Raw genomic sequence first — 24,991 nt, 5'->3', positions numbered from 1 at the left:
ATCTCACGCGAGAGCGAGCGATTTTGCAACGCGTAGGAGCGAACTTCTCGCGAGGCCGAGCGAGTTACGGCGAGCAGGAGCGAATCTCACGCGGGGGCGAGCGATTTTGCGACGAGCAGGAGCGATTCACGCGAGGGCGAGCGAATTGCCGACGCGCAGGAGCGATTCACGTGCGGAGCGAGCGAATTTGCGACGAGCAGGAGCGAATCTCACGCGAGGCCGAGCGATTTTGCGACGAGCAGGAGCGAACTTCTCGCGAGGCCGAGCGATTACGACGCGCAGGAGCGAACTTCTCGCGAGGCCGAGCGAGTTACGACGCGCAGGAGCGAACTTCTCGCGAGGCCGAGCGAGTTACGACGCGCAGGAGCGATTCACGCGAGAGCGAGCGATTTTGCGACAAGCAGGAGCGAACTTCTCGCGAGAGCGAGCGAGTTACGACGAGCAGGAGCGATTCACGTGCGACAAACGAGAGCGAGTTTCTATCGAACAAGAATGGCTCTCCGATATCGATAGTAAAGGTCGCATTCTTGTGCGACCTTTACTATCGATCCTTATTCATCAGGAAAATGGATGCCATTTTCCTGTCTCATTTTTGTTGTTAATTGTGCAACAGTTCTGCTTCTTTCTAAAAAGGCGTCATGCGAATCCCAATCATTATTTGTCACCATTCTCACAAATGCTTCCACTTCAAATATCATATCTGCATCATATTGCTCGTTTGCCAGTTCGCTGACACGCGCTGTTTTCCTATCATAAAACTGTATTTGAGATATCGGTGCAATAGCATCTATCATCAGTGTACCTTCTTCGCCATGTATTTCGGATTTCATAAATGCATTCGTTATCTTAGAAGTTAATAAAGTTACGACAAACCCTTCATATGTAAGGACCATCGTTCCACTTCCATCAATGCCATTTTCTAGTAAAACAGGGTGGTATGTTGCATTTATAGGTTTACCGAATAAGTCAACAGCCATGCTTAACGGGTAAACGCCCAAATCCATTAACGCCCCTCCTGCAAATTGTTGCGAGAATACATTCGGTTCTGCTCCGTCTTTATACTTATCATACCGAGATGAATATTGCATATATTGGAGCATTGCGCTACGGATGGTGCCTATGCTTGTTAATGCTTCTTTTAGACACTCGTAATTCGGTGAAAACAAGTGACGAAATCCTTCAAACACAAATACTTGATGTTCTTTAGATAGTTGAGCAATTTCTTGCCACTGCTTATCGGTAAACACCATCGGCTTTTCACAAAATACATGCTTTCCGCTATGTATGGCTAGTTTAATATGATCCGGATGCAAAATATTCGGAGATGCTATATAAACAAAATCACTGTTATCATCTGCCAGCATTTCCTGAATATTTGTAAATGCACTAACTTCTCCATATTTATTAGCAAACGCTTGTGCAGATTCCCATTTCCTTGAGTAGACGGCCACTAACTGCGCTTTTCCACTACGGTGGGCTGCTTCAATAAATGCTTCTGTAATCCAACTTGTGCCAATGGTACAAAATTTCATAATGTACTCTCCCCTTCTTAAGTGCCTTTCTCATTGTTGTCATTGCCTTCTTCAGGCAAAGGGTCGATTTGATGTTTATATGCGTACCCTTTTTTTATGGTGATTAAAGATAAAACAAGTACGAGAATAACTACTACGAAAGATATCGTACTTACAATCATTATCGTTGACATAACTATACCTCACTTTACGTCCTATTTTCAAACGGTTTAATGATACCATGAATAACTTTCATATATGTAAGCTCCAACTGCTTCGCTTTTGCTAAACGAATGGCGCCACCATGTAAATGATTGAGTTCAAGCGGTAACTCTTTCCGTAAATCTTGGTGCATAGACGAAGTAGCATCAGCATCAAGTTGCTGCATTAACTTTATTGCTTCTGTCACATCTTGATCTGTGATTTCAACACCATACTTCATGGCTACATGTTTCATTTCTTCTAATAGATGTATAGCGATTTGGAAAGTTTCTTCATGCTTTCGAACCACTCCTATTGGTAAGTTCGTCGCTGTTGTAATACCAGAGAAAGCGTTAATAAACATATACTTTTTCCATAATTCATACAAAATATTATTGGTTTGTTTTCCTCCTACAATCGCTTTATCACACAACGCTTCTAAGTTTGCGATTACTTTTTCTTGTTTTGCACCGAGCGCTCCAAAGATCAGATCGTGAAAATCACCAGTATGAACGACATGACCTTTATCATTTAATGTAGCAATAATAAAAGCTAATCCGCCGAGTACGTTATCTTTGCCAAGTTCCCGTTGCAAAATAGAGATATGTTCAATCCCATTCAAGACCGGCAAAACATAAGCCCCTTTATTTACAAGCGGGCGCAGCTGATCTAATGCGCCACGGAGATGGTACCCTTTTACACTTACTAAAATGACATCAGCGCTTGGGATAGCGGATGGATCTGTTTCCCAATTTAATTCCTTAGCAAATATATTCCCGTGCGGACTTTGCATAGCTAATCCATACTTCTCCAGTTGGTTAGCTCTTTTTTGTCGCACTAAAAACGTCACCTTTGCACCTGCCTCTTGAAAACGCAACCCAAAATAAGCTCCCAATGCACCAGCACCTAAAACAACGATATGCATGATTCGTCCCCCCTTAACATGAATCATACATGGAATTGAAACGGGCGTCTATTCATATCAATTCACCGGGGAAAATTTTTGACCATAGGGTAGGATTGTTGATCATCGTACAGTATATATACGTTAGTTAGACTTATCCTTGTAGGATCCATGGTTTTAACAATTAATTAAAAATTATCAAAAAATATAGCGTTTGTGGTCGCCGTAAAATACCTGTAACATTTTTACTAGTACTGTTTAAAAAGTCAGATAATGGCGTGTGTTGGCGTTCATTTACAATGTTCTCGCTAAACGGACTGCTTTATAAAATTTTATCTTCTTTTGGAACAGATACTGTCAATTCGTTTACAGAAGGGAAATCACAAGGGAGGAAATGGGATTTATGAAAGGAATTTTACTTACATTTGTTTTAGGATGCCTATTTGTGCTCACAGCTTGCGGATCAGGGGAAGGGGACAGTGAAGCAAATGGAAACAAATTAGATGAACTAAAAGAATCTGGAAAAGTTACTATCGGCTTTGCCAACGAAAAACCATATGCTTATGAGGAAGATGGTAAACTCAAAGGCGCCGCGGTTGATATTGCTAAAGCCGTCTTCAAAGAATTAGGAATTGAAGAAATGAACAGTAAGCTAGCGGATTTCGGGCAATTAATTCCTGGCTTAAAAGCAGGACAGTTTGACGTTATAACAGCAGGAATGGCAATTAATCCTGATCGTTGTGAAAATGCTGCTTTTGGTGAACCAGAAATGATGTATGGTGAAGGGTTAATTGTACAAAAAGGGAATCCGTTAAATTTAAAAAGCTATAAAGATATCGCGGACAATCCAGATGTTACTGTTTCTGTCATGTCCGGTGCTACAGAAAATGAATTTTTAAAATCAGAAGGTGTAAGTGAAGAGCAAATTACGAATGCAGAAGATATTCCCGCGACTTTTTCAGCAGTAGAATCTGGTCGGGCAGATGCGACAACTGGAACAGAAATGACCATTAAAATGGCTCTTGAATCCGCTAACTCTGATCAGCTTGAATTCGTGGAAGGTTTTGAACAACCAGATGTAGAGGGTGTTCCAAGCTATGGAGCTGCTGCTTTTCACCTAGATAATACAGAATTACGCGATGCTTATAATGAAAAGCTGGCTGAATTAAAAGCAGATGGTACTGTAGCAGAATTGCTAGAGGCGAATGGTTTTAGTGAAGAAAATAATATGGTAGCCGACGATATTACAACAGAAAAAATCTGTAGCGGAGAAATGTAAAATTTCGAACTGTGCTATGCCCCCTAGGAAACAACTAATTTAGAAAGCAAAAAAAGGGGCTATTATAACAGCCAAGCATCCCTTTACTGTTACAAGGTTTTAAGTTAGTGGGGGATTGCTTCTTCCCCACAGTTTAATTCTAGTGGAATTTCTAACTTAAAATCTTTGAGCGGACTGGGGGAAGGATGAAAACTCACCTCTAACCTAAGATTCACGAAGGAGTGGTACACATTAATGCAATCATTGAGATTTTCCCTGATTTAGCAAAAGGACTAACAATTACCATTACCGTTTTAATTGGTGCAGCATTTTTTGGTTATTTATTTGCGTTTATTGCTGGACTATGCCGAATGTCCTCCAATGTCTTCCTCCGTAAATTCACAGGGTTTTATGTAGAGATATTTCGAGGGACTTCGCTAATCGTTCAATTATTTTGGCTTTATTACGCGATTCCGATGCTATTTGGTATTGAGCTAGGAAGCAATTGGTGGGCAGGCGTCATTGCAATTGCCTTAAACTATGGGGCATACATGTCTGAAATTGTCCGTGGATCTATTCTTGCAGTTGCAAACGGGCAGTCTGAAGCAGCAACTGCTTTAAATATGTCACGTTTTCAACGAATGCGATTGGTCATCTTCCCACAAGCAATTCGCATGATGCTTCCTGAATTCGGGAATTACTCCATTCAAATGTTGAAAGCCACTTCCCTCGTATCCCTCATTGGTATGGAAGATATTCTTTATCATGGAAATATTATTCGTAGCACAAATTTATCACAAGCACCTACCGTCTACTTGCTTGTCTTACTATTCTACTTTATTTTAGCCCTACCGCTTATCTTTTTAACTCGTAAGATGGAGGCGTTCTCAAAAAAGGGGGTGGCTAGCGGATGAGTAATTGGAGTTGGGAAGTAGTTGCAGAAGCATTCCCAAAAATCATCGATGGTCTTGGAATTACCCTCGGCTTAACGTTAGCTTGTTATGGATTTGCACTTGCATTTGGATTTATATGGCTATTTATGAGAAAGATTCCGATCAGGCCGCTTCGTTGGCTGATTACATGGGTGATGGAATTTATTCGTTCTACCCCACCTTTAGTCCAGCTATTTTTTATTTATTTCGCATGGCCAATGGTTCCCGTTATAGGTTTTACCTTAAACGGATTTACGAGTGCTATACTCGGCTTAGGAATCCATTTTAGCACCTATATTGCAGAAGTATACCGCTCTGGAATAGAAGGTGTAGGGAAAGGACAATGGGAAGCTGCAAAGTCGTTAAATTTTTCTAAGCGGCAAAAGTGGACAAAAATTATTTTACCACAAGCAATACCGCCAACCATCCCAATGCTTGGAAATTATTTCATTATTATGTTTAAAGAGGTTCCATTAGCATCAACGATTGGTGTTGCAGGTATTTTGCATATTGCGAATAGCTATGGAGCAGAAAACTGGACCTATCTAGAACCCTTAACCATTGTGGCCATTCTTTTCTTAGCTTTGAGCTACCCATCTGCTATAATCATAAACAGGCTAGAAAAGAAATGGAACCGACGCTTTGATAAAAAAGAAGCTTTGACGAGAAGTAAAGGAGCGACAGCATAATGATAGAACCTATCGTCTCATTTCATGACGTACACAAATCCTTCGGGGATGTTAAAGTTTTAAAAGGAATCGATTTAGACATTCGACCAGCAGAAAAAGTAGCCATTATTGGTCCTAGTGGTTCAGGTAAAACGACGATCATTCGGATGCTTATGACGTTGGAAGAGCCTACATCTGGAGATATCATCGTAAATGGTACGAATCTGTGGAAAATGGAGAAAAAAGGGAAGCTTGTACGAGCTAATGAAAAGCATCTACGGGCAGTACGTGGTGATATTGGAATGGTATTTCAACATTTCAATTTGTTTCCGCATATGACAATCTTGGAAAACTGCATGACAGCTCCACTACATGTAAAAAAAGAAGGGAAAGAAGCAGTGAAGCAACGCTCCCTTGAAATGTTGGAGCGCGTTGGTCTAAGCGATAAAGTCGATCAATACCCGAGCCAACTATCTGGTGGACAAAAACAGCGGGTAGCGATGGCACGAGCACTTGTTATGCGTCCAAAAATCATGTTATTTGATGAGGTCACTTCCGCGCTCGACCCAGAATTAGTAGCCGAAGTACTACAAGTTATCCGTGATATTGCTAAAAACGATGATATGGCCATGATTCTCGTGACACATGAAATGGATTTCGCTTTGGATATTGCTGATAAGGTGCTGTTCTTAGATGAAGGTGTGATCGCAGAACAAGGAACTGCTAGAGAAGTTATAGAGCATTCTAATAACGAACGCTTACAGGAATTTTTACATCGCTTTCGAGCGTAGGAATACTAGGTGGATTATACCAAAGGATCCCGTGACACTTTTTCATCTCACACCGCTAAGATATAGCTTAAAGGTTTCCGAAATGGAACCGATATGTAAGCTGAAGTGACCCACGATCTAAATTTGCATCATAGGAAAAACTACTTCGTTCCAGAATAAAATGACGTGGTGCAAAGAGTTTTCCTCATACAGTTTGTATCGTTAATCTTGTGTAAGATCCTAGATTAATTACGCCTTATGTCGTGTGAAGCAGGCAATGACCGATGATGAAAATTTTCTAGCACGTATAGATGTTGCCAACCATTATTTTCAAGCACCCTACCTTGCATTTCCTTACGTAGGATGGGTGCTTGTTTCTTAAGAAAGCAGTAACTACATTGTCTATTCCTTATGAATACTGCTACTCTAATTATTGCTACGTCCTTGAACACCAGGTTTGGAAAGATGTCGTTTATTGATCCAAACACGATCATGATTTGTATTTTCAGGAAATTTTTCCCCAGCTGTTAATTGAATTTGCTGTGGGTCATTTACATTGCTACCCGTTTCTCCGCATTCAATGTAAACACCATTGTTTGGCGCCTTATCACCTGCACGAAATTGCGATTGTTCACCCATCATATCCCTCCTTACATCGTTTATGTTTCTTATTATGCTTCATTATTAAAAGTTTATAAATGTGTTTTCCTAAGTAATTGCAAATGAGCCTCCTATTTTAAACCTAAAAAACAGCAACCAATTTTAACTTGATTGCTGCTATCCATTATTTTGGGTCTTCCCCAATAATTCGTACTTCGCGTTCTAAATTTACGCCAAACTTTTCTTTTACAGTCGATTGAACAAAACGTATTAAGTCAATGTATTCTGTAGCTGTAGCATTATTTTTGTTTACAATAAAACCTGCATGCTTGGTTGATACTTGCGCACCACCAATTTGCTTCCCTTGTAAATTACTATCTTGAATTAACTTTCCAGCAAAGTATCCAGGGGGGCGTTTAAACACACTGCCACAAGAAGGGTATTCCAACGGCTGCTTCGATTCCCGTTTATAGGTGAGATCATCCATCACCGCTTTTATATCAGCTGCATCTCTTTTTTGTAATGAAAATGTTGCTTCTAATACGATGTATCCTTTATCAGGTATATTACTTGTGCGATAATGTAAATCAAGCGCACTAGCAGGTAATGACAATAGTTTCCCTTCTCGAGTGACCACTTTTGCACTTTCAAGCACATCTTTCACTTCTCCACCGTAAGCTCCGGCGTTCATGTATAAAGCTCCGCCAACCGAACCAGGTATACCACAAGCAAATTCCAGCCCGTGCAAGCTTTCCTGTAAAGCCTGATGAGAAACATCAATAATTTTTGCTCCACTTTGCGCAATAATTTTTTCTTCTTCTCGCCACATGGAACAGAGTTTTTTTAAATTCATAACAATTCCACGGATGCCGCCATCTTTAACAATTAAATTGGAACCATTTCCCAGTAATGTAAAAGCTATTTTTTCTTGATTGGCAAGCTTTACAATTGCTTGCACTTCTTCGTACGTTTCTGGTGTAACTAAGAAATCTGCTTTCCCACCTAACTTCGTATACGTATGATTTCTTAAGTGCTCATCCACCATCACATTTTTCTCGGAAGTCACTTCCGTCAATTTACCGTACATATGATGATTCCGTTCCACACCTATCATTCCTTTAACATTTATTCAGCCTATACCATTGTAAGCTATTGAACTTGATCTTGCCACAGAAATTCATAAATATAACGATCTACTCTTCTGCTTTCATGCAAATCGCTATGTCCTAATACATTATCGTCAATGACAATTTCTGTCAATTGTTGATTCGGTACCATTTTGCGTATCGCGCGGACACTTTCAGGTACTGCAACTATATCACCTGTACTAGAAATGCTGAGAACTTTTGTATGATTTGGAAATGAACGTTCCCTTAAATGTTGTAGCGCTTTGGAATTAGGTCGTAAATCGGTTGCTGCTGGATCATGATGAATACGAAAATATTCTTCACTGTATATTCCATCAAACGGACTTCCTACCGCCACAAACCTATGGACAGACGGATACGATTTTCCTTGAAATTGCTTCATATATTCTAATGACACAATTCCACCCATAGAATGTCCGACAATATTTACATCATCGACACCATATGTTTGCTGCATATCTTTTAGTACATTTGCTAACCAACTGGATGTCATTTCAAAGCTAGCCCGATTATTTTCAAAAATCACTTGGACATAGAGGGGCTTTTCTTCCCCAAGACGCGGTTGATATTTTTTCACTTCTCCTTGCTTGGTTACATAATAAATAAGTGCTTTATTTCCCCACTTATACTCATGCTCAAAGCGCTGTAGCATAAATCCAAATGAATTTTCAGTACCCTTATATCCATGCACGAATAATGTTGGGCGACTTTTGTTAAAATCGGAAATTGCTCTATTTGGCATGCCTATAAGCACGATAAAACCAATGATGACTAGACCAAAAGATGCCAAACTTAATATCTGTTTCTTATTCAAAAAAACCTTCCTCTTCCTCGTTTGCTCCTATAATTTCGCTCACGGTTTATATTATATCACGGTCGAAACGGATTTTCCTATTATAATAAAGTAACACTTTGTACACTTAGAAATATAGATAGCAACAATGTTTGTTTTTCGAAAATTCATACCGAGATGTTCCATACGCTTTTTGTATAGAAAAAACATATATCCTCTTCCGGATAGAATTGACGATGGGGGACTTCAGCGAAAAAGTTGTGAACTTCAAACAATGTCTCTGTGAACTTCAGCGACTTTCTCCTAAACTCAAACAATTTTTTATAAACTTTAAGTAACTTTCCAGTTTAAACCATTAAATACGGTGGAAAGTTGGCTGTTTATCTTGAAAGGTTGTAACATATCGAAAACCAAGCTGTCGTAACAATTCTAGCCCATCAGACACACCGTACCCAACTGTTTGTGCACGATGAGAATCAGAACCAATCGTAATGATTTCTCCGCCGCATTCTCGATACAATTTTAAAATATCTTCACTTGGCATCGCACTTGGTAACCCATAGCGAAAACCAGATGTGTTTATTTCAATTCCTTTTCCAGCAAAAATGATTTCTTCAAAAATGTTCATCAATATATCATAAAAATGATCTTGAACAGGTTTATTTTTAGTATAACGTTTCACTAAATCAATATGCCCGATCACTTGAAAGCCTTTAAAGTGTGACACGCAATAAAGCAGTTCTTCATAATATTTTCGGTATGCTTCTTCCACAGGCTGTTTTTCGAAAAAATCACTTGTATGCAAGGAATGCTTATCGGTTGTATGCATGGAACAAATGACAAAATCAAACGGTGCAGAATGAACAGTTTGGCTACAATTTTTTACTAAATGGGGTTGAACGCCAATTTCCAATCCTTTACGTATTTTAATTCGATCTCCGTATTCTCGTTGCACTGCTTGGATTTTTTGATGATAGCTTGCAAGGTCTAGCGAGAAATCAATCGTAGGGTCTGGGTAATCTTCATCTATATGCTCCGTAAAACAAATTTCGTGTAAACCTTCTTTTATAGCGTATTCTATTGTTTTTTCCATCGGCGTATTGCAATCAGCGGAAAAATCACTATGAATATGAAAATCAAACATAAAAATTTCGCTCCTTTTAGTTGACATTTTATTCTATAGTTATTAGAATACTATATAACTTTACTTAGATAAAGTGATAAAGTAATAAAATTATTTTCACAACAAAGTGAACCTTCTATCCATGGTAACAACACTTGCCACCATGGACGATTCATTCTAAAGCATAGTACGTCATTCGTTTTTCTTATACTATAATCAATAATAATTTTTATACTTTCCTATAGTAGAACAAAGGCTCAGGTACCCATTTAGCAACGTAGCGACTGGAGCGAAGCAACGAAAGTTTTAGGAATCATGCCCCTGCAACAGGAGCATGCCGGCGCCCTTCGGCAAGCCCGTCTTTAGTCGGTCTTCCTATTGAGGAACGAACCGATGATAACTTATCGTAAGGCGATTTCGTGAAGTCGCCTAGTTGCTGGGTACTGAAGCCGGACGTGGCATTTATTCACAGTTGCAAAATTTTTATAATTTCCTAGACTATAAAAACGCTTGGCTTATCATCAAGTCTTTATGGCTAAAGCACCGTTACTTTGCTTACACGATAAAACCTAAAAAGAAAGGAGAAATACAAATGATGCACCCTCTGTTACATACACCTTATTTGGGTAATGGCTTACTTCAACAGCGTGATGCAATTATTGCTACACTAAAACAACGCTTTAAAACTTATGGCTATAAGCAAATACAAACAGCAGCGCTAGAGCCTTATGACCTTTATGTAGGAAATCCCAAAATTGGAAATACAGACGATATGATAAAAGTGGTGGATACTTCTGGAAAAGTACTTGTATTACGACCTGATGTTACCATTCCAATCACACAGCAAATTGCTACCACTCAAATGAATGGTGGTGAAGATACTCGGCTATTTTACATCATGGATGTCTTCAGTTACCGATTTGAGGACGATCAAAAACAACGTACACAAGCAGGAGTTGAATATTTTAACAACCGCACCCCTGCTGGTGATGCAGAAGTCATTGCCCTTGCCATTCATATATTAAAAGATTGTGGTTTTCCAGAATTTAAATTGGAGATTGGCCATGCTGGTTTTTTTCGAGCATTGCTAGCTCAAGCAAATTTATCTAATGAACAAATTGCTCCCTTACAAACATATATTCAAACGAAAAATATTGCAGAAATGGTAGATTATTTAGCTACCCTCCCTATTCAAGAAACAGTTAAACAAGCAATGCAGTATATTCCATTTCTTTACGGAGAACCAAATGAAGTGATGGAAAAAATCAAGCGGCACGGGTTAAATGGGATCTTACAAGCAGAATTAACTTATTTGGTTAATGTGTATAACAGCATTCAAGCATACGGACTTACAGATCATATTGTGTTTAACCTTGGACTTATCAATGATATGAACTACTACTCCGATGTTATTTTTCAAGGATTTGTCAACCAAGTCGGAAAGCCTGTCGTTATGGGAGGAAGATACGATAGCTTAGGGGATTACTTCGGGGCTCGTATTCCAGCAATCGGTTTTGCCTTCGATGTTGATTTGTTACTTCATGCAGCAAAACAGCACGGTTTGTTGTCAACATTAATAGAGGAAGAGCCTATTGCAATCTATTATGATGTCGCCGCACAAAAGGAAGCATTAGCTATCGCGCTAGCATTACGCGAACGAGGATACGCCGTCGTCACCTACTCAACAAATGGCGATCAACATACTGCTTCTAAAGAAACCGTACACATTATTTGTGAAGCTGATTCCTATAACCTTTATTACGGTAAGCAAGCTATTTCATTTCAGCATATTTCAGAATTAATCCAATTATTACAAGAAAGGGGGAGTTAAATGGCTGCTTTTACAATCGCCGTTGCCAAAGGTCGCACAGCAGATCAATCGATTCTTTTACTAGACAGTATGGGGATTACATTCCAACAGTTAACTTCTTCTAGCAGAAAACTAATTTTTTATAACAGTGATGAAACGATTACATTAATCTTTGTAAAAGGTGTAGATGTACCTACTTATGTAGAAAAAGGGGCAGCAGATTTAGGCATTGTAGGTAAAGATAATATTTTAGAATCACAAGCTGAAATCTACGAAGTTCTCGATCTAAAATTCGGAAAATGTAAATTTGCCGTTGCTGGAAAGCCCGGACAAGTTTTGGATACGATGCAGCCATTAATAATTGCTACAAAATATCCAACCATTGCCCGAAACTATTTTTCTCGTAAAGGAAAATCAATAGATATTGTGAAATTGAACGGTTCTGTCGAATTAGCCCCATTAATCGGCTTAGCAGATGTCATTGTTGATATCGTAGAAACTGGCAACACTTTAAGGGAAAACGGCTTAATTATTTTAGAGGAAGTAGAACCTATTAGCACGAGACTGATCGTAAACAAGGCAAGCTTTGCATTAAAATCACAAGCAATCCATTCGTTTATTCAAGAAGTTCAGAAAAACTTAGTGTAACTTTCGACTAGAGGTGAAGTTCTCCATATTTGTATAAAGACTCGCCTACAAATATGTTTCATCGTAATCGGCTTAGCGTTTGCTTATGCTTTTTTATTACATTTAATCAGAATTTGTATGTAACACATTACTAATTGCAAAATCCTTAAACATCATCATTTCAAACCCTTGAAACATGTTTAGCATCTTAAAAAGAGAGGGTAAAAGCCCCTTTATGTTCAATAAATCTAAGTTTTACTATCTTAGCGCCAAAGATAAGGAAACGGAACCTAAATTTTATACTTTCCTATAGTGTGAAAAAGGATGTAGATGTTGTTATCCCCATTTAGCTTTATACAACATCCGCAAAATGCTTCAAACGAAATAAAAAACGTTGGAGGAATTGATATGGAACGCTTAACGAAACATCAGTATTGGGATAAGAAAGAAAGAAGCGCACAACTTTTGGAGGAAAAAGAAGCAGTCCTAGACCAAACAGTAGTGGAAATTATTAAGCGCGTTCGAAACGAAGGAGATCCAGCCATTCGCTCTTTCACAGAAAAATTTGACCGTGTCCAAATCCTTGATTTCATCGTTTCGGAGGAGGAGTTTGCTGAAGCTAGAAAATCCGTCTCTCCTGCTTTTATGAAGGCAATTAAACATGCAGCAGAAAATATATCCCAATATCATAAAAAACAGTTAGAGCAATCCTGGTTAGATATGAGTGAGCCTGGAAAAGTGGTCGGACAGAAGGTTACGCCTTTGGATCGTGTGGCCATTTACGTACCTGGCGGAAAAGCAGCATATCCTTCCACCGTATTAATGAACGCTATACCAGCCAAAATTGCGGGTGTAAAGCATATTTATATTACGACACCACCGCAAGCAGATGGCAAAATCAATCCTTATGTATTAGTAGCGGCAAAAGAAGCCGGCGTTGAAAACATTTATAAGATTGGCGGAGCACAATCAATCGCAGCTTTTGCTTACGGCACAGAATCCGTACCCAAAGTACAAAAGATTACTGGACCTGGAAATGCTTATGTAGCAAGTGCAAAAAAATGGGTGTATGGGGATGTAGCCATTGATATGATTGCGGGGCCGAGTGAAATTTTAGTCGTCGCTGATGAAACAGCAAACGCAAACTTTGTCGCAGCCGATTTACTCTCACAAGCAGAACACGATGAAGAAGCACGTGCCGTTTGTATAACGACAAGCGATACACAAGCAGACGCCATTGAGCAAGCGGTGCGTTCACAAACAAAGAATTTAGCAAGAAAAGAAATTATTGAAAAATCACTTGCCCAGCACGGAAAAATCATTGTCGTTAATACATTAGATGATGCTTTTTCCATCGTAAATGATATTGCTCCAGAACATTTACAGCTCATGATTGCAAATCCAATGGAAAAACTTGGTGCGGTCAAACATGCAGGGGCTATCTTTTTAGGAAATTATTCACCAGAAGCGTTAGGCGATTACGTTGCCGGTCCGAACCATACGTTACCGACAAACGGCACGGCTACATTTGCTTCCCCGCTCGGTGTGTATGATTTTATGAAAAAATCAAGCGTTATTTATTATGATAAACCTTCACTACTTGCTAGTGCAGATACGATTATAGAGATTGCTAATACAGAGCAGTTAACCGCACATGCACAATCCGTACAAATACGAAAGGAGGAAACAGATGCGAAATTATGATATAAGTCGGTCAACCACAGAAACATCGATTGATTTAAAGCTGGCTATTGACGGTACGGGGAAAAGCTCGATTCAAACAGGGATTGGTTTCTTTGATCATATGTTAACTCTTGCAACGAAACATGGATTAATGGATGTAGAAATTTCTTGCCAAGGAGATTTAGAGGTGGATCAACACCATTCCGTAGAAGATGTCGGCATCGCATTTGGTAAAGCATTCCGCCATGCACTAGGAGATAAAGCCGGCATTACTCGTTATGCAAGTATTACGACACCAATGGACGAGGCGTTATCCACCGTATCTTTGGATATAAGCGGTAGAGCCTACCTTGTTTATAAAGTAGAAGGTTTAAAAGATAAGGTTGGAAACTTTGATACAGAATTGGTAGAGGAATTTTTTCAAGCATTTACTAGCAATGCAAAGGTAACCTTACACATTCACCAAGTCCATGGAAAAAATACGCATCATATTATTGAATCCATTTTCAAAGGCTTCGGTCGAGCACTTAACACTGCAACAGAAAGAAGCGGAAAAATAACAGGAATTCCTTCTACAAAAGGAACGTTATAAAGTGGATCTCCCTTTTGCTTAATGGCAACTCACTCCTTCCAGAAGACAGTTGGTTTTTGAAGTAGCTCGTAAAAAGACGAGTTTATTGCCAATAATTGCATATCGAAATCCGCTTTATAGAATAAGTGCGTTTCCCATCAATGGGGGCTATCACTCCAAGTGGATTATTCTATATCGTAAGTGAATAGTCGCTGTATGAATTAAATTTTTCAGGTTTTGAGACCTCCCATATCCGTGTGATTGACTCACATTTTCCAATTATTGGAGTGGAAGACTGGCAACAGCTTATATTGTAAAGGAAGGAGCAAATCGATGATCTCTATTATTGATTATGGAGCTGGTAATATAAAAAGCTTGCAATTTGCACTAAATAAAGTTGGCATAGATTCACAAATTACCACTGATGAAACAACCATTAAAAAAAGTGATGCCATCATTTTACCGGGCGTGGGCGCCTTTCAGGATGCCATGCATGCATTAGACGATCAAGAATTAACAAGCTTCATTAAACAAGAGGCAGCCAGAGGCAAACCGCTTCTAGGTATTTGTCTTGGTATGCAATTGTTCTATGAATCTAGTGAAGAAGGCGGAGTAACGAAAGGATTCGGATTTTTAACTGGAAAAGTAAAAAAAATCCCTAATAACGTAAAGGTTCCTCATATGGGCTGGAACAATCTCATTAAACACCGAAATAGTGCTTTATGGAAGCAAATGACGGATGAAGCATTTGTCTACTTTGTCCATTCCTATGCGGCTACAGATGTGGATACGAATACGTTAGTAGCTAGCACACCTTATGGAATAAACATTCCTGCAATCGTACAACAGAACAATATTATTGGTATGCAATTTCACCCAGAAAAAAGCGGAGCAACAGGGTTACAACTTTTAGCAAATTTCAAGGAGATGATAACATGATTCTATTTCCAGCCATTGATATTAAAGACGGGAAATGCGTTCGTTTAACACAAGGAAATTACGATCAAGTAAATGTGTATAGTGATTCGCCAGTTACTGTGGCAAAAGATTGGGAAGCGCAAGGAGCTGCCTATCTTCACCTCGTCGATTTAGATGGAGCTAAATCAGGTGTTTCCACGAACGAACCTATTATTAGAGAGATCGCTCAAAAGATCCCCCTGCCAATCCAAGTAGGGGGAGGCATTCGTAGTTTACAAGTAGTGGAAAACTACTTATCTGCGGGAATAGATCGCGTCATCCTCGGCACTGCCGCTATCAAAGACCAGTCTTTCTTGCAAACTGCTCTGTCTACATTTCCTCATCAAGTTGCTGTATCGATCGATGCACGAAATGGTTATGTCGCAACAGATGGATGGACAAAGACAAGTGAGAGAAAAGCCATTGATCTTGTGCAAGAATTAGAAGGTCTAGGACTGCAAACATTTATTTACACCGACATTTTAAAAGACGGTATGCTAAAAGGTCCCAATTTTCATGAATTAGAAAACTTACAAGCAATTACTTCTATTAATATTATCGCTTCTGGTGGGGTAACAACGATTGCCGACATAAAGCAATTAGCAGAAATGAATTTATATGGAGCAATTATTGGTAAAGCGCTTTATGACAATTCCCTTACTTTAGAAGCGAGCTTGGAGGCAATAAAACATGCTCACTAAACGAATTATTCCATGTTTGGATGTCGATAAAGGACGTGTCGTCAAAGGAAAAAAATTTACAAACATCCAAGATGTTGCTGATCCAGTAAAATTAGCGCAACGGTACAACAAGGCAGGTGCTGATGAACTTGTCTTTTATGATATTACAGCTTCAAACGAAGATCGAGATATTTTCATCGATGTAGTAGAGCAAGTCGCTGCTGAAATTGCGATTCCCTTTACCGTAGGCGGTGGTATAAGAACCGTAGAAGATATTCATAGCGTATTACGTGCAGGCGCTGACAAAGTTTCGATAAATAGTGCTGCCGTACAGCAACCAGATTTGATTGAAGAAGCAGCTAAGAAATTTGGAAAGCAGTGCATTGTCCTATCCATTGACGCCAAACAAACAAATGACGGAAGATGGGCAGTCTATATCCATGGGGGCAGAAAACAAACTGCTTTAAATGCCGTGGATTGGGCTGAGCAAGGCGAAGCACTCGGTGCAGGAGAACTTGTGCTCAACGCAATTAATACAGATGGCGAAAAAAACGGCTACGACCTAGATTTAATGCATGCTGTTGCACAAGCAGTCAATATTCCCATCGTCGCCAGTGGAGGGGCTGGTAAAATGGAACATTTTTCGCAAGTTTTACAACCGACGTATGCAGATGCAGCTCTAGCAGCTTCCGTATTCCACTACGGAGAAATACCTATTCCCGCATTAAAAGCTTATTTAGCTACCCAAGGCATCACAGTAAGACCAAGTTAAAATTAGGACAATCCGCCAATAAGTGAGCGAAATTTCGACGATCATGAGCGAGTTCAGCGTGGGATGAGCGCATTTCAGACGAAGATGAGCGAAGTCCACGCGGAGATGAGCGAATCCAACGTGGGGTGAGCGAAATTTCGACGATCATGAGCGAAGTCCACGCGAGTTCGAGCGCATTTCAAACGATCATGAGCGAACCCAGCGTGAGATGAGCACATTTCAGACGATCGTGAGCGAATCTAGCGTGGGAGGAGCGCATTTCAAACAAACATGAGCGAAGTCCACACGAAGATGAGCGAATCCAACGTGGGGTGAGCGAAATTTCGACGATCATGAGCGAAGTCCACGCGAGTTCGAGCGCATTTCAGACGATCGTGAGCGAAGTCCAGCGTGGGATGAGCGCATTTCAGACGATCGTGAGCGAATCCAGCGTGGGATGAGCGCATTTCAAACAAACATGAGCGAAGTCCACACGAAGATGAGCGAATCCAACGTGGGGTGAGCGAAATTTCGACGATCATGAGCGAGGTACCGCGGAGATGAGCGGATTTAAGACGAACATGAGCGAGTTCAAGCGGAGATGAGCGCATTTCAGACGATCGTGAGCGAATTACGGCGAAGATGAGCGAATCCGGCGTTAGATGAGCGAAATTTCGACGATCGGGAGCGAATCTAGCGTGGGATGAGCGCATTTCAAACGATCATGAGCGAACCCAGCGTGAGGTGAGCGCATTTCAGACGAACATGAGCGAGTTCCATGAAAAGCACGCTTAAAAAGCAATACATAATCACTATATAAGGAGAGATAATGATGAAGCAAATAACGTTTGATGATAACGGACTCGCTCCTGCCATTGTACAAGATGCAGATACTGGTCAGGTTTTAACGCTAGCGTATATGAATGAAGAAGCGTTTAACAAAACAATAGCGACAAAAGAAGCATGGTTCTATAGCCGAAAACGTCAAGAATTATGGCATAAAGGAGCGACGTCTGGAAATAAACAAGTGGTACAATCGATGTCTATCGATTGTGATCAAGATGCTATTCTACTGCAAGTGAAGCCACAGGGCCCTGCTTGCCATACAGGAGAAGAAACCTGCTTTCATAAGAATGTTTTCCAAGACCAACCTGCCTCATTTATCATGACGAAACAATTAACAGAAAAAATTAAAACTCGTAAAGAAAATCCTTTGCCAAATGCATACACAACATACTTATTTGCAGAAGGCATGGATAAAATTTTAAAGAAAGTGGGCGAAGAAGCAAGTGAGGTCATTATCGGCGCGAAAAATAACGATAAATCCGAAGTAACATGGGAGATTGCTGATTTAACCTATCATACGCTTGTATTAATGGAGCTACTAGGTGTATCTGTTACAGATATTAAGCGTGAATTGTTAAAAAGGCATTTACAAAAAGGGGATGGAGAGCAATGAAATATTGGAGTGAAGCAGCTAAACGATCAACCCCATATGTTCCGGGTGAACAATTCAACGATCCAACTATTATGAAACTAAATACAAATGAAAACCCCTATCCTCCGTCGCCAAATGTGCAAGAAGCAATCAAACAAGAGATGAACGAAGCATTACATCTTTATCCATCACCAACTGTTGACAGTTTAAGAGAGAGCATTGCCAAACAGGAAGGGACGGAAAAGGAATCTGTTTTTGTTGGAAATGGCTCCGATGAAGTACTAGCGTTCGCATTTATGGGGTTATTTTCACCAACTCGAACGATACGATTTCCAGCAATTACGTATAGCTTTTACCCTGTCTATGCCAATCTTTTTCAAATTCCATATGAAGAAATACCATTAATGAATAATTTCACAATAGATGAAAAAGATTTTTTTCATACAAAAGGCGGAGTTATTCTACCAAACCCAAATGCGCCGACAAGCATTTTTACTAGCTTAGAAAAATTGGAAGCAATCATTCAACATAATCCAGATAATGTTGTTATTATTGATGAAGCTTACATTGATTTTGCACCTGAATCTGCCGTAACACTTACGCATAAGTATGAGCAGCTGTTAGTTGTAAAAACTTTTTCAAAGTCACGTTCTTTGGCTGGATTACGTGTTGGCTACGCGATCGGGCATCCAAATTTAATCGAAGCTTTAACCCGTATAAAAGACTCCTTTAATTCTTATACGATAGACCGGCTTGCTATAGTCGGTGCAAAAGCAGCTATGGAAGATGCTGCTTACTTGAAAGAAACGACTTGGAAGATTATTCAAACTCGGAAGTGGACGCAAGAACAGATGGAAAAGCGCGGTTTCCATGTGCTCCCAAGCGCAACTAATTTTCTATTTGTCCAACATCCTGATTATAATGGAGAACAATTATATGAGCGTTTAAAAGCGAAAAAAATTCTCATACGCCATTTTCGTAAATCTGGCATAGAAAATTATATGCGAATTACCATTGGTACAGACAAGATGATGCAGCAGTTTTTGATAGTGTTGGATGAAATTATGCAGAAGACGTAAATACTTTCACTTTTGTTTCGAAATCGTTTTCGCATCTAAAAATGGGTAACCGCCAACAGACTGGTTACCCATACAACGTATTCCATAAGTAGTGGTGTTCTTTCCCCCACTGATTGTTAGGAGACAACAAACGAAAATTTCAAGTGCTACTATCTCCCACTTAAACTTGTCCAATTTGCATTTTCCAATGCTTGAAGGAGGATTTTATAACACTGTATATCACGATTCGTAGATCACAAAGCATCGTTTGACCAAAATGGTTCCCTATAATGTAGTGAAACGCTTATTAGATTATATCATTGTCTCTACATCAGCGTCTTCTTTTAATTTATCTACTCGCTTTTGCAATTGTTCGTTTGTTTTTTCATCCTTCAAGGTTTGTTTGATTTGATCTTTTACATCTTCCAACTTACCTATTTCTTCATTTTGTTCTTTCATTTGTTTATAATAATCTTCCACTTCTTTATCTGTTACTTTGATGTCAAATTCAGCATCTAAATATTGAGAAGTAATTAGATTATCTCTTAGCATGTTTTTAAACTGATCTTCATTAAGCTGGAACTGCTCTAGTGCAGTGCTTAAACGATCTTCGCCTTCTTTTTTAATCGTATCAAATTCTTTCTGCACGTCATCATTAGATACTTCGATGCCTTTATCAGCAGCATCTTGATTAATTAATTGCTGGTTTATAAGCATATCTAACGTTTGTTTTTTTAGTTGATCCTCATTAACATCTTGATTGAATTGCGTATTCATTGTTTTTAACTGTAAATAAGCTGGGTTATAACGATCACCTTTAATTTCTTCGCCATTTACGGAAACAACTGTTTCTCCATCATCAACTTTTTCCTTATCTGTTATTTTAACAGGTTCAGGCTTTTCTCCTCCCTCTTCTGTATTGCCTTCTTCTTGTTGCTCATCTTGTTCTGCGGTTTTATCTTCTTCATTATCTCCTCCGCAGGCAGCTAGTAGGAATACTAGCGTTATCGTAATCGCAAATATAATCCACTTTTTCATTCGATCCATCCCTCTTTCTCGTTATGAATGTCCTTTCATTCAAACATATTTTGTCCAAACTTTGCAAGTAGCTTCATTTACATCATCGTCTTAAAAAGCTACTATGTCTCGTTTTAACACCTATCTTTACAGTTGAACAACAAATAAGAGATTTATTCCATTATTGTGCCACAACTTGGTATTTGTTACTTGATTCATTCTACACTACATTTAATATACAGTTCAAATAGATAGGACATATGAATAGAATATATGCAAAACTATAACGTAAAAAGATAAATAAACAACGAAGGATGCTACTATAAATGGAATAGGAAATGCGGGCGTTTTGAATGAATAAATACAATTTTGAATAAAAAATAGGCTTTCCTATATAGCAAACAAGCCGAACAATCACTGTTCGGCTTGTTTGTACAAATCCTTTTATTCTAAGCTTGCTTCTACTTCTTTAATCATTTCTTGGACAGAGACGAGTCCACCACCGGACAGATACCAGAATTCTGGATCTAAGTAAGCAATGTTGTCATTTTTATATGCTTTCGTTCCTTTTACTAATTCATTTTCGACCAAATTTTTAGCAGCTGGTTCTTCGCCAATCGCTGCACTACGATCGATCACATACAGTAAATCAGGGTTTTGCTCCATGACGTATTCAAAAGAAACGTTCATACCATGTGTAGACGCTTCGATGTTTTCATCTACTGGAGGAACACCAAAAACATCATGGATTAATCCAAAACGGGAGCTAGGGCCATATGCACTGATTTTATCATCATTAGCTAGTGTTATAAGCGCTTTTTGATCCATTTCTTCCGCTTTCGCTTTCACTTCTTCAATAGATGCATCAATAGCAGCAAGCTCTTCTTCTACTTCTGCTTGCTTATCAAAAATCTCACCTAGTGTGTTCATATTTGCTTTGAAAGACTCCATATAGTTAGCTGGATCTACACCTAAATAAACAGTCGGAGCAATTTCAGCTAATTGATCATAAACAGGGGACTGTCGACCCGATATGAAAATAACATCTGGATTAATCTCAGCAATTTTTTCAAAATCCGGCTCTTTCAAGCTACCGATATTTTCATAGTCATCACTTGCATACTTGTCTAAATAAGATGGGATTAAACCACCTTTAGCTACACCTGCAACATCAATCCCTAATATATCCAATGAATCAAGCACACCATAGTCGAACACCACAACATTTTCAGGATTTTTGGGAACTTCTGTATCACCAAGCTCTTGTTTAATCTCCATTGTTTCCGACTCTTTCGCATCGGAACCTTTACTATTACTACTATCTTTTTCTTCACTATTTGAACCACAAGCCGCTAAAGTTAACACGAGCAAACTTGCAAATATAAGCCATACAGTTTTTTTCAACATATATAATCTCCTCTTTCTTTGTTATTTTGCTTAAGTATTGTTCATAGAATATTTCTAATCATACTTATAAATGCTTCAGGAAAACTCGGATTTCACACAATGCGTTATATGTACATCAACCCAACCGTTTCCTATTTTCCTACAGACAAGATAAGGCAAATTCATTTACCTTTCGACATCCATTCGTTAAAATAGATGTATACGCTATCCTTCATCATGACTTGGCTTGGTCGTCAGTCATGATGTGGGATTTTTATTTTGTTTTTCAAACTAGCCTTCCCCCATTAAAAGTAAACACAGATTCGTTTATTATCTATATCCTTAATGTCAATATCCATGTCATAGATATCTTTTAATACACATTTATCAATGACATCGCATGCTCTTCCTTGCTTAACGACTTTTCCATCCTTTAACGCGACAATATTATCCGAATAACAAGAAGCAAAATTAATATCATGAATAACAATTAAAACAGTTTTGCCAAGCTCATCCACTAAATTACGCAACGTTTTCATAATTTGCACAGAATGGCGCATATCTAAATTATTTAACGGCTCATCTAACAAAATATATTCCGTATCCTGCGCAATGACCATGGCGATGTGTGCTCGTTGTCTTTGCCCACCACTAAGCTGATCTAGAAACTTATCTTGCATATCGCGCAGTTCCATATAATCAATCGCCTCATCAACTTTTTCCCAATCGTAATCATTTAATTTACCTTGAGAATAGGGGAAGCGCCCAAAAGATACGAGCTCACGTACCGTTAATTTTAAATTAATGGAGTTAGATTGTTTTAAAATGGATATTTTTTTCGCTAGCTCATTGCTTTTCGTTTGCATAATGTCTTTTCCGTCTATCGAGATATCCCCATTATCTTTTGCGATAAGGCGACTAACCATAGAGATCAACGTACTCTTCCCTGCACCGTTTGGACCAATAAAGGAAGTAATCTTTCCTTTTTCAATCGTCAGAGACACATCTTCAATCACTTTCTTCTGGTTAAATGACTTAAATACATTTTTAATATCTACCATGATTTATTCTCCTTTAACAAAAGATAAATAAAGTAAATACCACCGATAAAGTTTATAATGACACTAATCGTCGTTTTAAAGGTAAATACTTCTTCTACAATAAACTGTCCGCCAATTAATGCAATAATACTTATGAGCATGGAACCAATTAAAATATAAAAATGACGGAATGTCTTTAAAAATTCATAAGCTAAGTTAACAACTAATAACCCTAAAAACGTCATCGGTCCTACTAAAGCTGTAGCCATCGAAATAAATACAGCAACGATAACGAGTAAATGCTTGACGACTCTTCCATAAGGAACTCCTAAGTTAACCGCGTTATCTTTCCCAAGTGCCAATACATCTAAGTATTTGTAATAACGCATCATATAAACAAGAAGGAGTACAAATAGAACGACAGATATATAGACAAGGTCTGTGTTTACGTTGTTTACGCTGGCAAACATTCGATCTTGAGCTACCATGAACTCATTCGGATCAATTAACACTTGCATAAATGAAGTAATACTACTGAAAAAAGTTCCTAAGATCATTCCTACAAGTAACAGAAAATAAATATTATTTTGCTCGCTTGAAAATAACAACCGGTATAGGAGTAATGAAAATACAACCATTCCTCCAATGGAAACGAGGTAATTCACATGGCTATTCATCATAACTAACGAATTAGCCCCTACTACAAAGATAATAGCTGTTTGGATCAAGAGGTAAAGGGAATCCAGTCCTAATACACTTGGTGTTAAAATACGATTATTCGTTATTGTCATAAAAATCGTTGTCGCAAATCCAATCGCAGCCCCTGTTAAAAGAATCGCCACAACTTTAATGATACGTCTCGGTAGAATGTATCCAATATTTCCAGTAAGGTCATAAAAAATATAAAGCAATGTCAATAATATAGCGATGAGAGTTAGAATAATTGTCTTCTGTTTATATCCCATATTTTTTTCTCCTAAAGAGCAGATAAATAAATAATCCGCTACCGATGACCCCTACCGTTAAACTTATCGGTATTTCATATGGATAAATAATAATTCGACCGATAATATCACAAATAAGAACGAAAATGGCTCCTAACAATGCGGTATGTAGCAAACTTTTTTTCAAATGATCCCCTTGGTATATAGTCACAATATTAGGAATAATTAATCCTAAAAATGGAATCATTCCAACTGCCAATACAACGGATGCGGTTACAAGTGCTACGATAATTAAACCCAAATTGACGACTTGTCGATAGTTTAATCCAAGGTTTTTGGAAAAATCTTCACCCATACCAGCAATTGTAAATTTATTTGCATAAAAGAAAGCAATAATTAATATTGGAATGCTGACAAACATGAGCTCGTAATTCCCTGTCATAATCATGGAAAAATCACCTTGCATCCATGACGAGATGTTTTGAATTAAATCATAACGATAAGCAATAAAGGTAGACATGGAACTAACAATATTTCCAAACATTAAACCAATTAATGGGATGAATATCGCATCTTTAAATTTTACTTTTTCCAGTATCTTCATAAATGCAAACGTACCTAACAGAGCAAAAGCAAAAGAAACAAGCATCTTTTCAAATGGATTCGCAGAGGTAAATAACACCATGGATACTAATATTCCAAGTCTGGCGGAATCCAATGTTCCTGCCGTTGTTGGCGATACAAATTTATTTCTGCTTAATTGTTGCATAATTAAGCCGCAAATACTCATGCTCATACCAGCAATTAAAATACTTAAAAGTCTCGGAACTCTTGAAACCATTAATACTTTTGCCTGCTCCTCCGTTAGCTGAAATATATCTAGCGGAGAAACGTTTGATACACCAACAAAGATAGATGCAAAGGAAAGTATAATTAATATGATTGTTAGATATCGTATTTTCATAGACTGCCCTTCACTTTCCACTTCCCCATTTTGTTTAGAATCATTATTATCTTTGATTCGTTCTAATCAATAATGATATTCATTATCAATTAGATTCAAGTAATAGTATAACAGATTTCCTCATTACGTCAATGAAAAAATGCCAAAAATCGCTTGC

Annotated in this window: 25 protein-coding genes; 13 read left to right on the top strand and 12 right to left on the bottom strand. The window is 38.6% G+C overall.

Features of this window, described 5'->3' with window-relative positions; all coding sequences use genetic code 11:
- Nucleotides 1-551: 551 nt before the first annotated feature.
- The 3 genes from BUB45_RS06295 to BUB45_RS06285 are packed head-to-tail and all read right to left on the bottom strand — an operon-like array spanning nt 552 to nt 2,637.
- Nucleotides 552-1,532, bottom strand: a complete 981-nt coding sequence (locus BUB45_RS06295) for a Gfo/Idh/MocA family protein (RefSeq protein ID WP_073006439.1) — start codon at nt 1,530-1,532, stop codon at nt 552-554.
- 17 nt (nt 1,533-1,549) lie between these two features.
- On the bottom strand, nt 1,550-1,705 hold the full coding sequence (ytzI, locus tag BUB45_RS06290) for a YtzI protein (protein WP_073006437.1): 156 nt from the start codon (nt 1,703-1,705) through the stop codon (nt 1,550-1,552).
- Between the two features lie 14 nt (nt 1,706-1,719).
- Nucleotides 1,720-2,637: a ketopantoate reductase family protein gene (locus tag BUB45_RS06285; protein WP_073006436.1), complete on the bottom strand. Its 918-nt coding sequence runs from the start codon at nt 2,635-2,637 to the stop codon at nt 1,720-1,722.
- A 382-nt stretch (nt 2,638-3,019) separates the two neighbouring features.
- On the opposite strand from BUB45_RS06285, the gene ehuB reads away from it, so the two are divergent.
- The 4 genes from ehuB (at nt 3,020) to ehuA (ending at nt 6,265) form a co-directional block, all read left to right on the top strand.
- Complete coding sequence (gene ehuB, locus BUB45_RS06280) at nt 3,020-3,895, top strand: ectoine/hydroxyectoine ABC transporter substrate-binding protein EhuB (protein ID WP_073006434.1); 876 nt, start codon at nt 3,020-3,022, stop codon at nt 3,893-3,895.
- A 230-nt stretch (nt 3,896-4,125) separates the two neighbouring features.
- Nucleotides 4,126-4,788, top strand: a complete 663-nt coding sequence (locus BUB45_RS06275) for an amino acid ABC transporter permease (protein WP_073006707.1) — start codon at nt 4,126-4,128, stop codon at nt 4,786-4,788.
- Complete coding sequence (gene ehuD, locus BUB45_RS06270) at nt 4,785-5,495, top strand: ectoine/hydroxyectoine ABC transporter permease subunit EhuD (protein ID WP_073006432.1); 711 nt, start codon at nt 4,785-4,787, stop codon at nt 5,493-5,495. The genes BUB45_RS06275 and ehuD overlap by 4 nt, the downstream gene beginning before the upstream one ends.
- Entirely contained in the window at nt 5,495-6,265 is a 771-nt protein-coding gene (gene ehuA / locus BUB45_RS06265; protein WP_073006430.1) for an ectoine/hydroxyectoine ABC transporter ATP-binding protein EhuA, read from the top strand. Before ehuD ends, ehuA begins: the two co-directional genes overlap by 1 nt.
- A 405-nt stretch (nt 6,266-6,670) precedes the next feature.
- On the opposite strand, the gene BUB45_RS06260 is transcribed toward ehuA, so the two are convergent.
- The 4 genes from BUB45_RS06260 to BUB45_RS06245 form a co-directional block, all read right to left on the bottom strand.
- Entirely contained in the window at nt 6,671-6,883 is a 213-nt protein-coding gene (locus BUB45_RS06260; protein WP_073006428.1) for a YjzC family protein, read from the bottom strand.
- Between the two features lie 145 nt (nt 6,884-7,028).
- Nucleotides 7,029-7,931 carry a UDP-N-acetylmuramate dehydrogenase gene (gene murB, locus BUB45_RS06255; RefSeq protein WP_425303958.1) on the bottom strand — a complete coding sequence of 301 codons (903 nt, stop codon included), beginning with the start codon at nt 7,929-7,931 and terminating at the stop codon, nt 7,029-7,031.
- Between the two features lie 62 nt (nt 7,932-7,993).
- A complete protein-coding gene (locus BUB45_RS06250) occupies nt 7,994-8,806 on the bottom strand; it encodes an alpha/beta fold hydrolase (protein ID WP_073006424.1) in 813 nt (270 codons plus the stop codon).
- Nucleotides 8,807-9,140: 334 nt separating this feature from the next.
- The gene (locus tag BUB45_RS06245; protein ID WP_073006422.1) at nt 9,141-9,929 is read right to left on the bottom strand and encodes a histidinol-phosphatase HisJ family protein; all 789 of its coding nucleotides are present in this window, start codon (nt 9,927-9,929) and stop codon (nt 9,141-9,143) included.
- A 571-nt stretch (nt 9,930-10,500) separates the two neighbouring features.
- On the opposite strand from BUB45_RS06245, the gene BUB45_RS06240 reads away from it, so the two are divergent.
- From BUB45_RS06240 to hisC, 9 genes are all read left to right on the top strand, one after another.
- Complete coding sequence (locus BUB45_RS06240) at nt 10,501-11,739, top strand: ATP phosphoribosyltransferase regulatory subunit (protein WP_073006420.1); 1,239 nt, start codon at nt 10,501-10,503, stop codon at nt 11,737-11,739.
- Entirely contained in the window at nt 11,740-12,366 is a 627-nt protein-coding gene (gene hisG, locus BUB45_RS06235) for an ATP phosphoribosyltransferase (RefSeq protein WP_073006418.1), read from the top strand.
- Nucleotides 12,367-12,753: 387 nt separating this feature from the next.
- A complete protein-coding gene (gene hisD / locus BUB45_RS06230) occupies nt 12,754-14,049 on the top strand; it encodes a histidinol dehydrogenase (protein ID WP_073006706.1) in 1,296 nt (431 codons plus the stop codon).
- Complete coding sequence (hisB, locus tag BUB45_RS06225) at nt 14,036-14,620, top strand: imidazoleglycerol-phosphate dehydratase HisB (protein WP_073006407.1); 585 nt, start codon at nt 14,036-14,038, stop codon at nt 14,618-14,620. Before hisD ends, hisB begins: the two co-directional genes overlap by 14 nt.
- Before the next feature lie 312 nt (nt 14,621-14,932).
- Nucleotides 14,933-15,538 carry an imidazole glycerol phosphate synthase subunit HisH gene (hisH, locus tag BUB45_RS06220; protein WP_073006405.1) on the top strand — a complete coding sequence of 202 codons (606 nt, stop codon included), beginning with the start codon at nt 14,933-14,935 and terminating at the stop codon, nt 15,536-15,538.
- Entirely contained in the window at nt 15,535-16,257 is a 723-nt protein-coding gene (gene hisA / locus BUB45_RS06215; protein ID WP_073006403.1) for a 1-(5-phosphoribosyl)-5-[(5-phosphoribosylamino)methylideneamino]imidazole-4-carboxamide isomerase, read from the top strand. The genes hisH and hisA overlap by 4 nt, the downstream gene beginning before the upstream one ends.
- Entirely contained in the window at nt 16,247-17,008 is a 762-nt protein-coding gene (gene hisF / locus BUB45_RS06210; RefSeq protein WP_073006401.1) for an imidazole glycerol phosphate synthase subunit HisF, read from the top strand. Before hisA ends, hisF begins: the two co-directional genes overlap by 11 nt.
- An 808-nt stretch (nt 17,009-17,816) precedes the next feature.
- Nucleotides 17,817-18,446, top strand: a complete 630-nt coding sequence (hisIE, locus tag BUB45_RS06205; RefSeq protein ID WP_073006399.1) for a bifunctional phosphoribosyl-AMP cyclohydrolase/phosphoribosyl-ATP diphosphatase HisIE — start codon at nt 17,817-17,819, stop codon at nt 18,444-18,446.
- Nucleotides 18,443-19,504: a histidinol-phosphate transaminase gene (gene hisC / locus BUB45_RS06200; RefSeq protein WP_073006397.1), complete on the top strand. Its 1,062-nt coding sequence runs from the start codon at nt 18,443-18,445 to the stop codon at nt 19,502-19,504. Before hisIE ends, hisC begins: the two co-directional genes overlap by 4 nt.
- A 291-nt stretch (nt 19,505-19,795) precedes the next feature.
- Here hisC and BUB45_RS06195 read toward each other — a convergent pair whose 3' ends face one another.
- From BUB45_RS06195 to BUB45_RS06175, 5 genes are all read right to left on the bottom strand, one after another.
- Entirely contained in the window at nt 19,796-20,521 is a 726-nt protein-coding gene (locus BUB45_RS06195) for a SurA N-terminal domain-containing protein (RefSeq protein WP_073006395.1), read from the bottom strand.
- 423 nt (nt 20,522-20,944) lie between these two features.
- Complete coding sequence (locus tag BUB45_RS06190) at nt 20,945-21,904, bottom strand: siderophore ABC transporter substrate-binding protein (protein ID WP_425303957.1); 960 nt, start codon at nt 21,902-21,904, stop codon at nt 20,945-20,947.
- Nucleotides 21,905-22,191: 287 nt separating this feature from the next.
- Entirely contained in the window at nt 22,192-22,947 is a 756-nt protein-coding gene (locus tag BUB45_RS06185) for an iron ABC transporter ATP-binding protein (protein ID WP_073006391.1), read from the bottom strand.
- A complete protein-coding gene (locus BUB45_RS06180) occupies nt 22,941-23,891 on the bottom strand; it encodes an iron chelate uptake ABC transporter family permease subunit (protein ID WP_073006390.1) in 951 nt (316 codons plus the stop codon). Before BUB45_RS06180 ends, BUB45_RS06185 begins: the two co-directional genes overlap by 7 nt.
- Entirely contained in the window at nt 23,881-24,834 is a 954-nt protein-coding gene (locus BUB45_RS06175) for an ABC transporter permease (protein WP_073006388.1), read from the bottom strand. Before BUB45_RS06175 ends, BUB45_RS06180 begins: the two co-directional genes overlap by 11 nt.
- Nucleotides 24,835-24,991 lie beyond the last annotated feature (157 nt).

Origin of the sequence: Virgibacillus chiguensis (genome assembly GCF_900129865.1) — a bacterium.
GTDB lineage: Bacteria > Bacillota > Bacilli > Bacillales > Amphibacillaceae > Virgibacillus > Virgibacillus chiguensis.
This window is presented reverse-complemented; position numbering and strand designations above follow the sequence as displayed.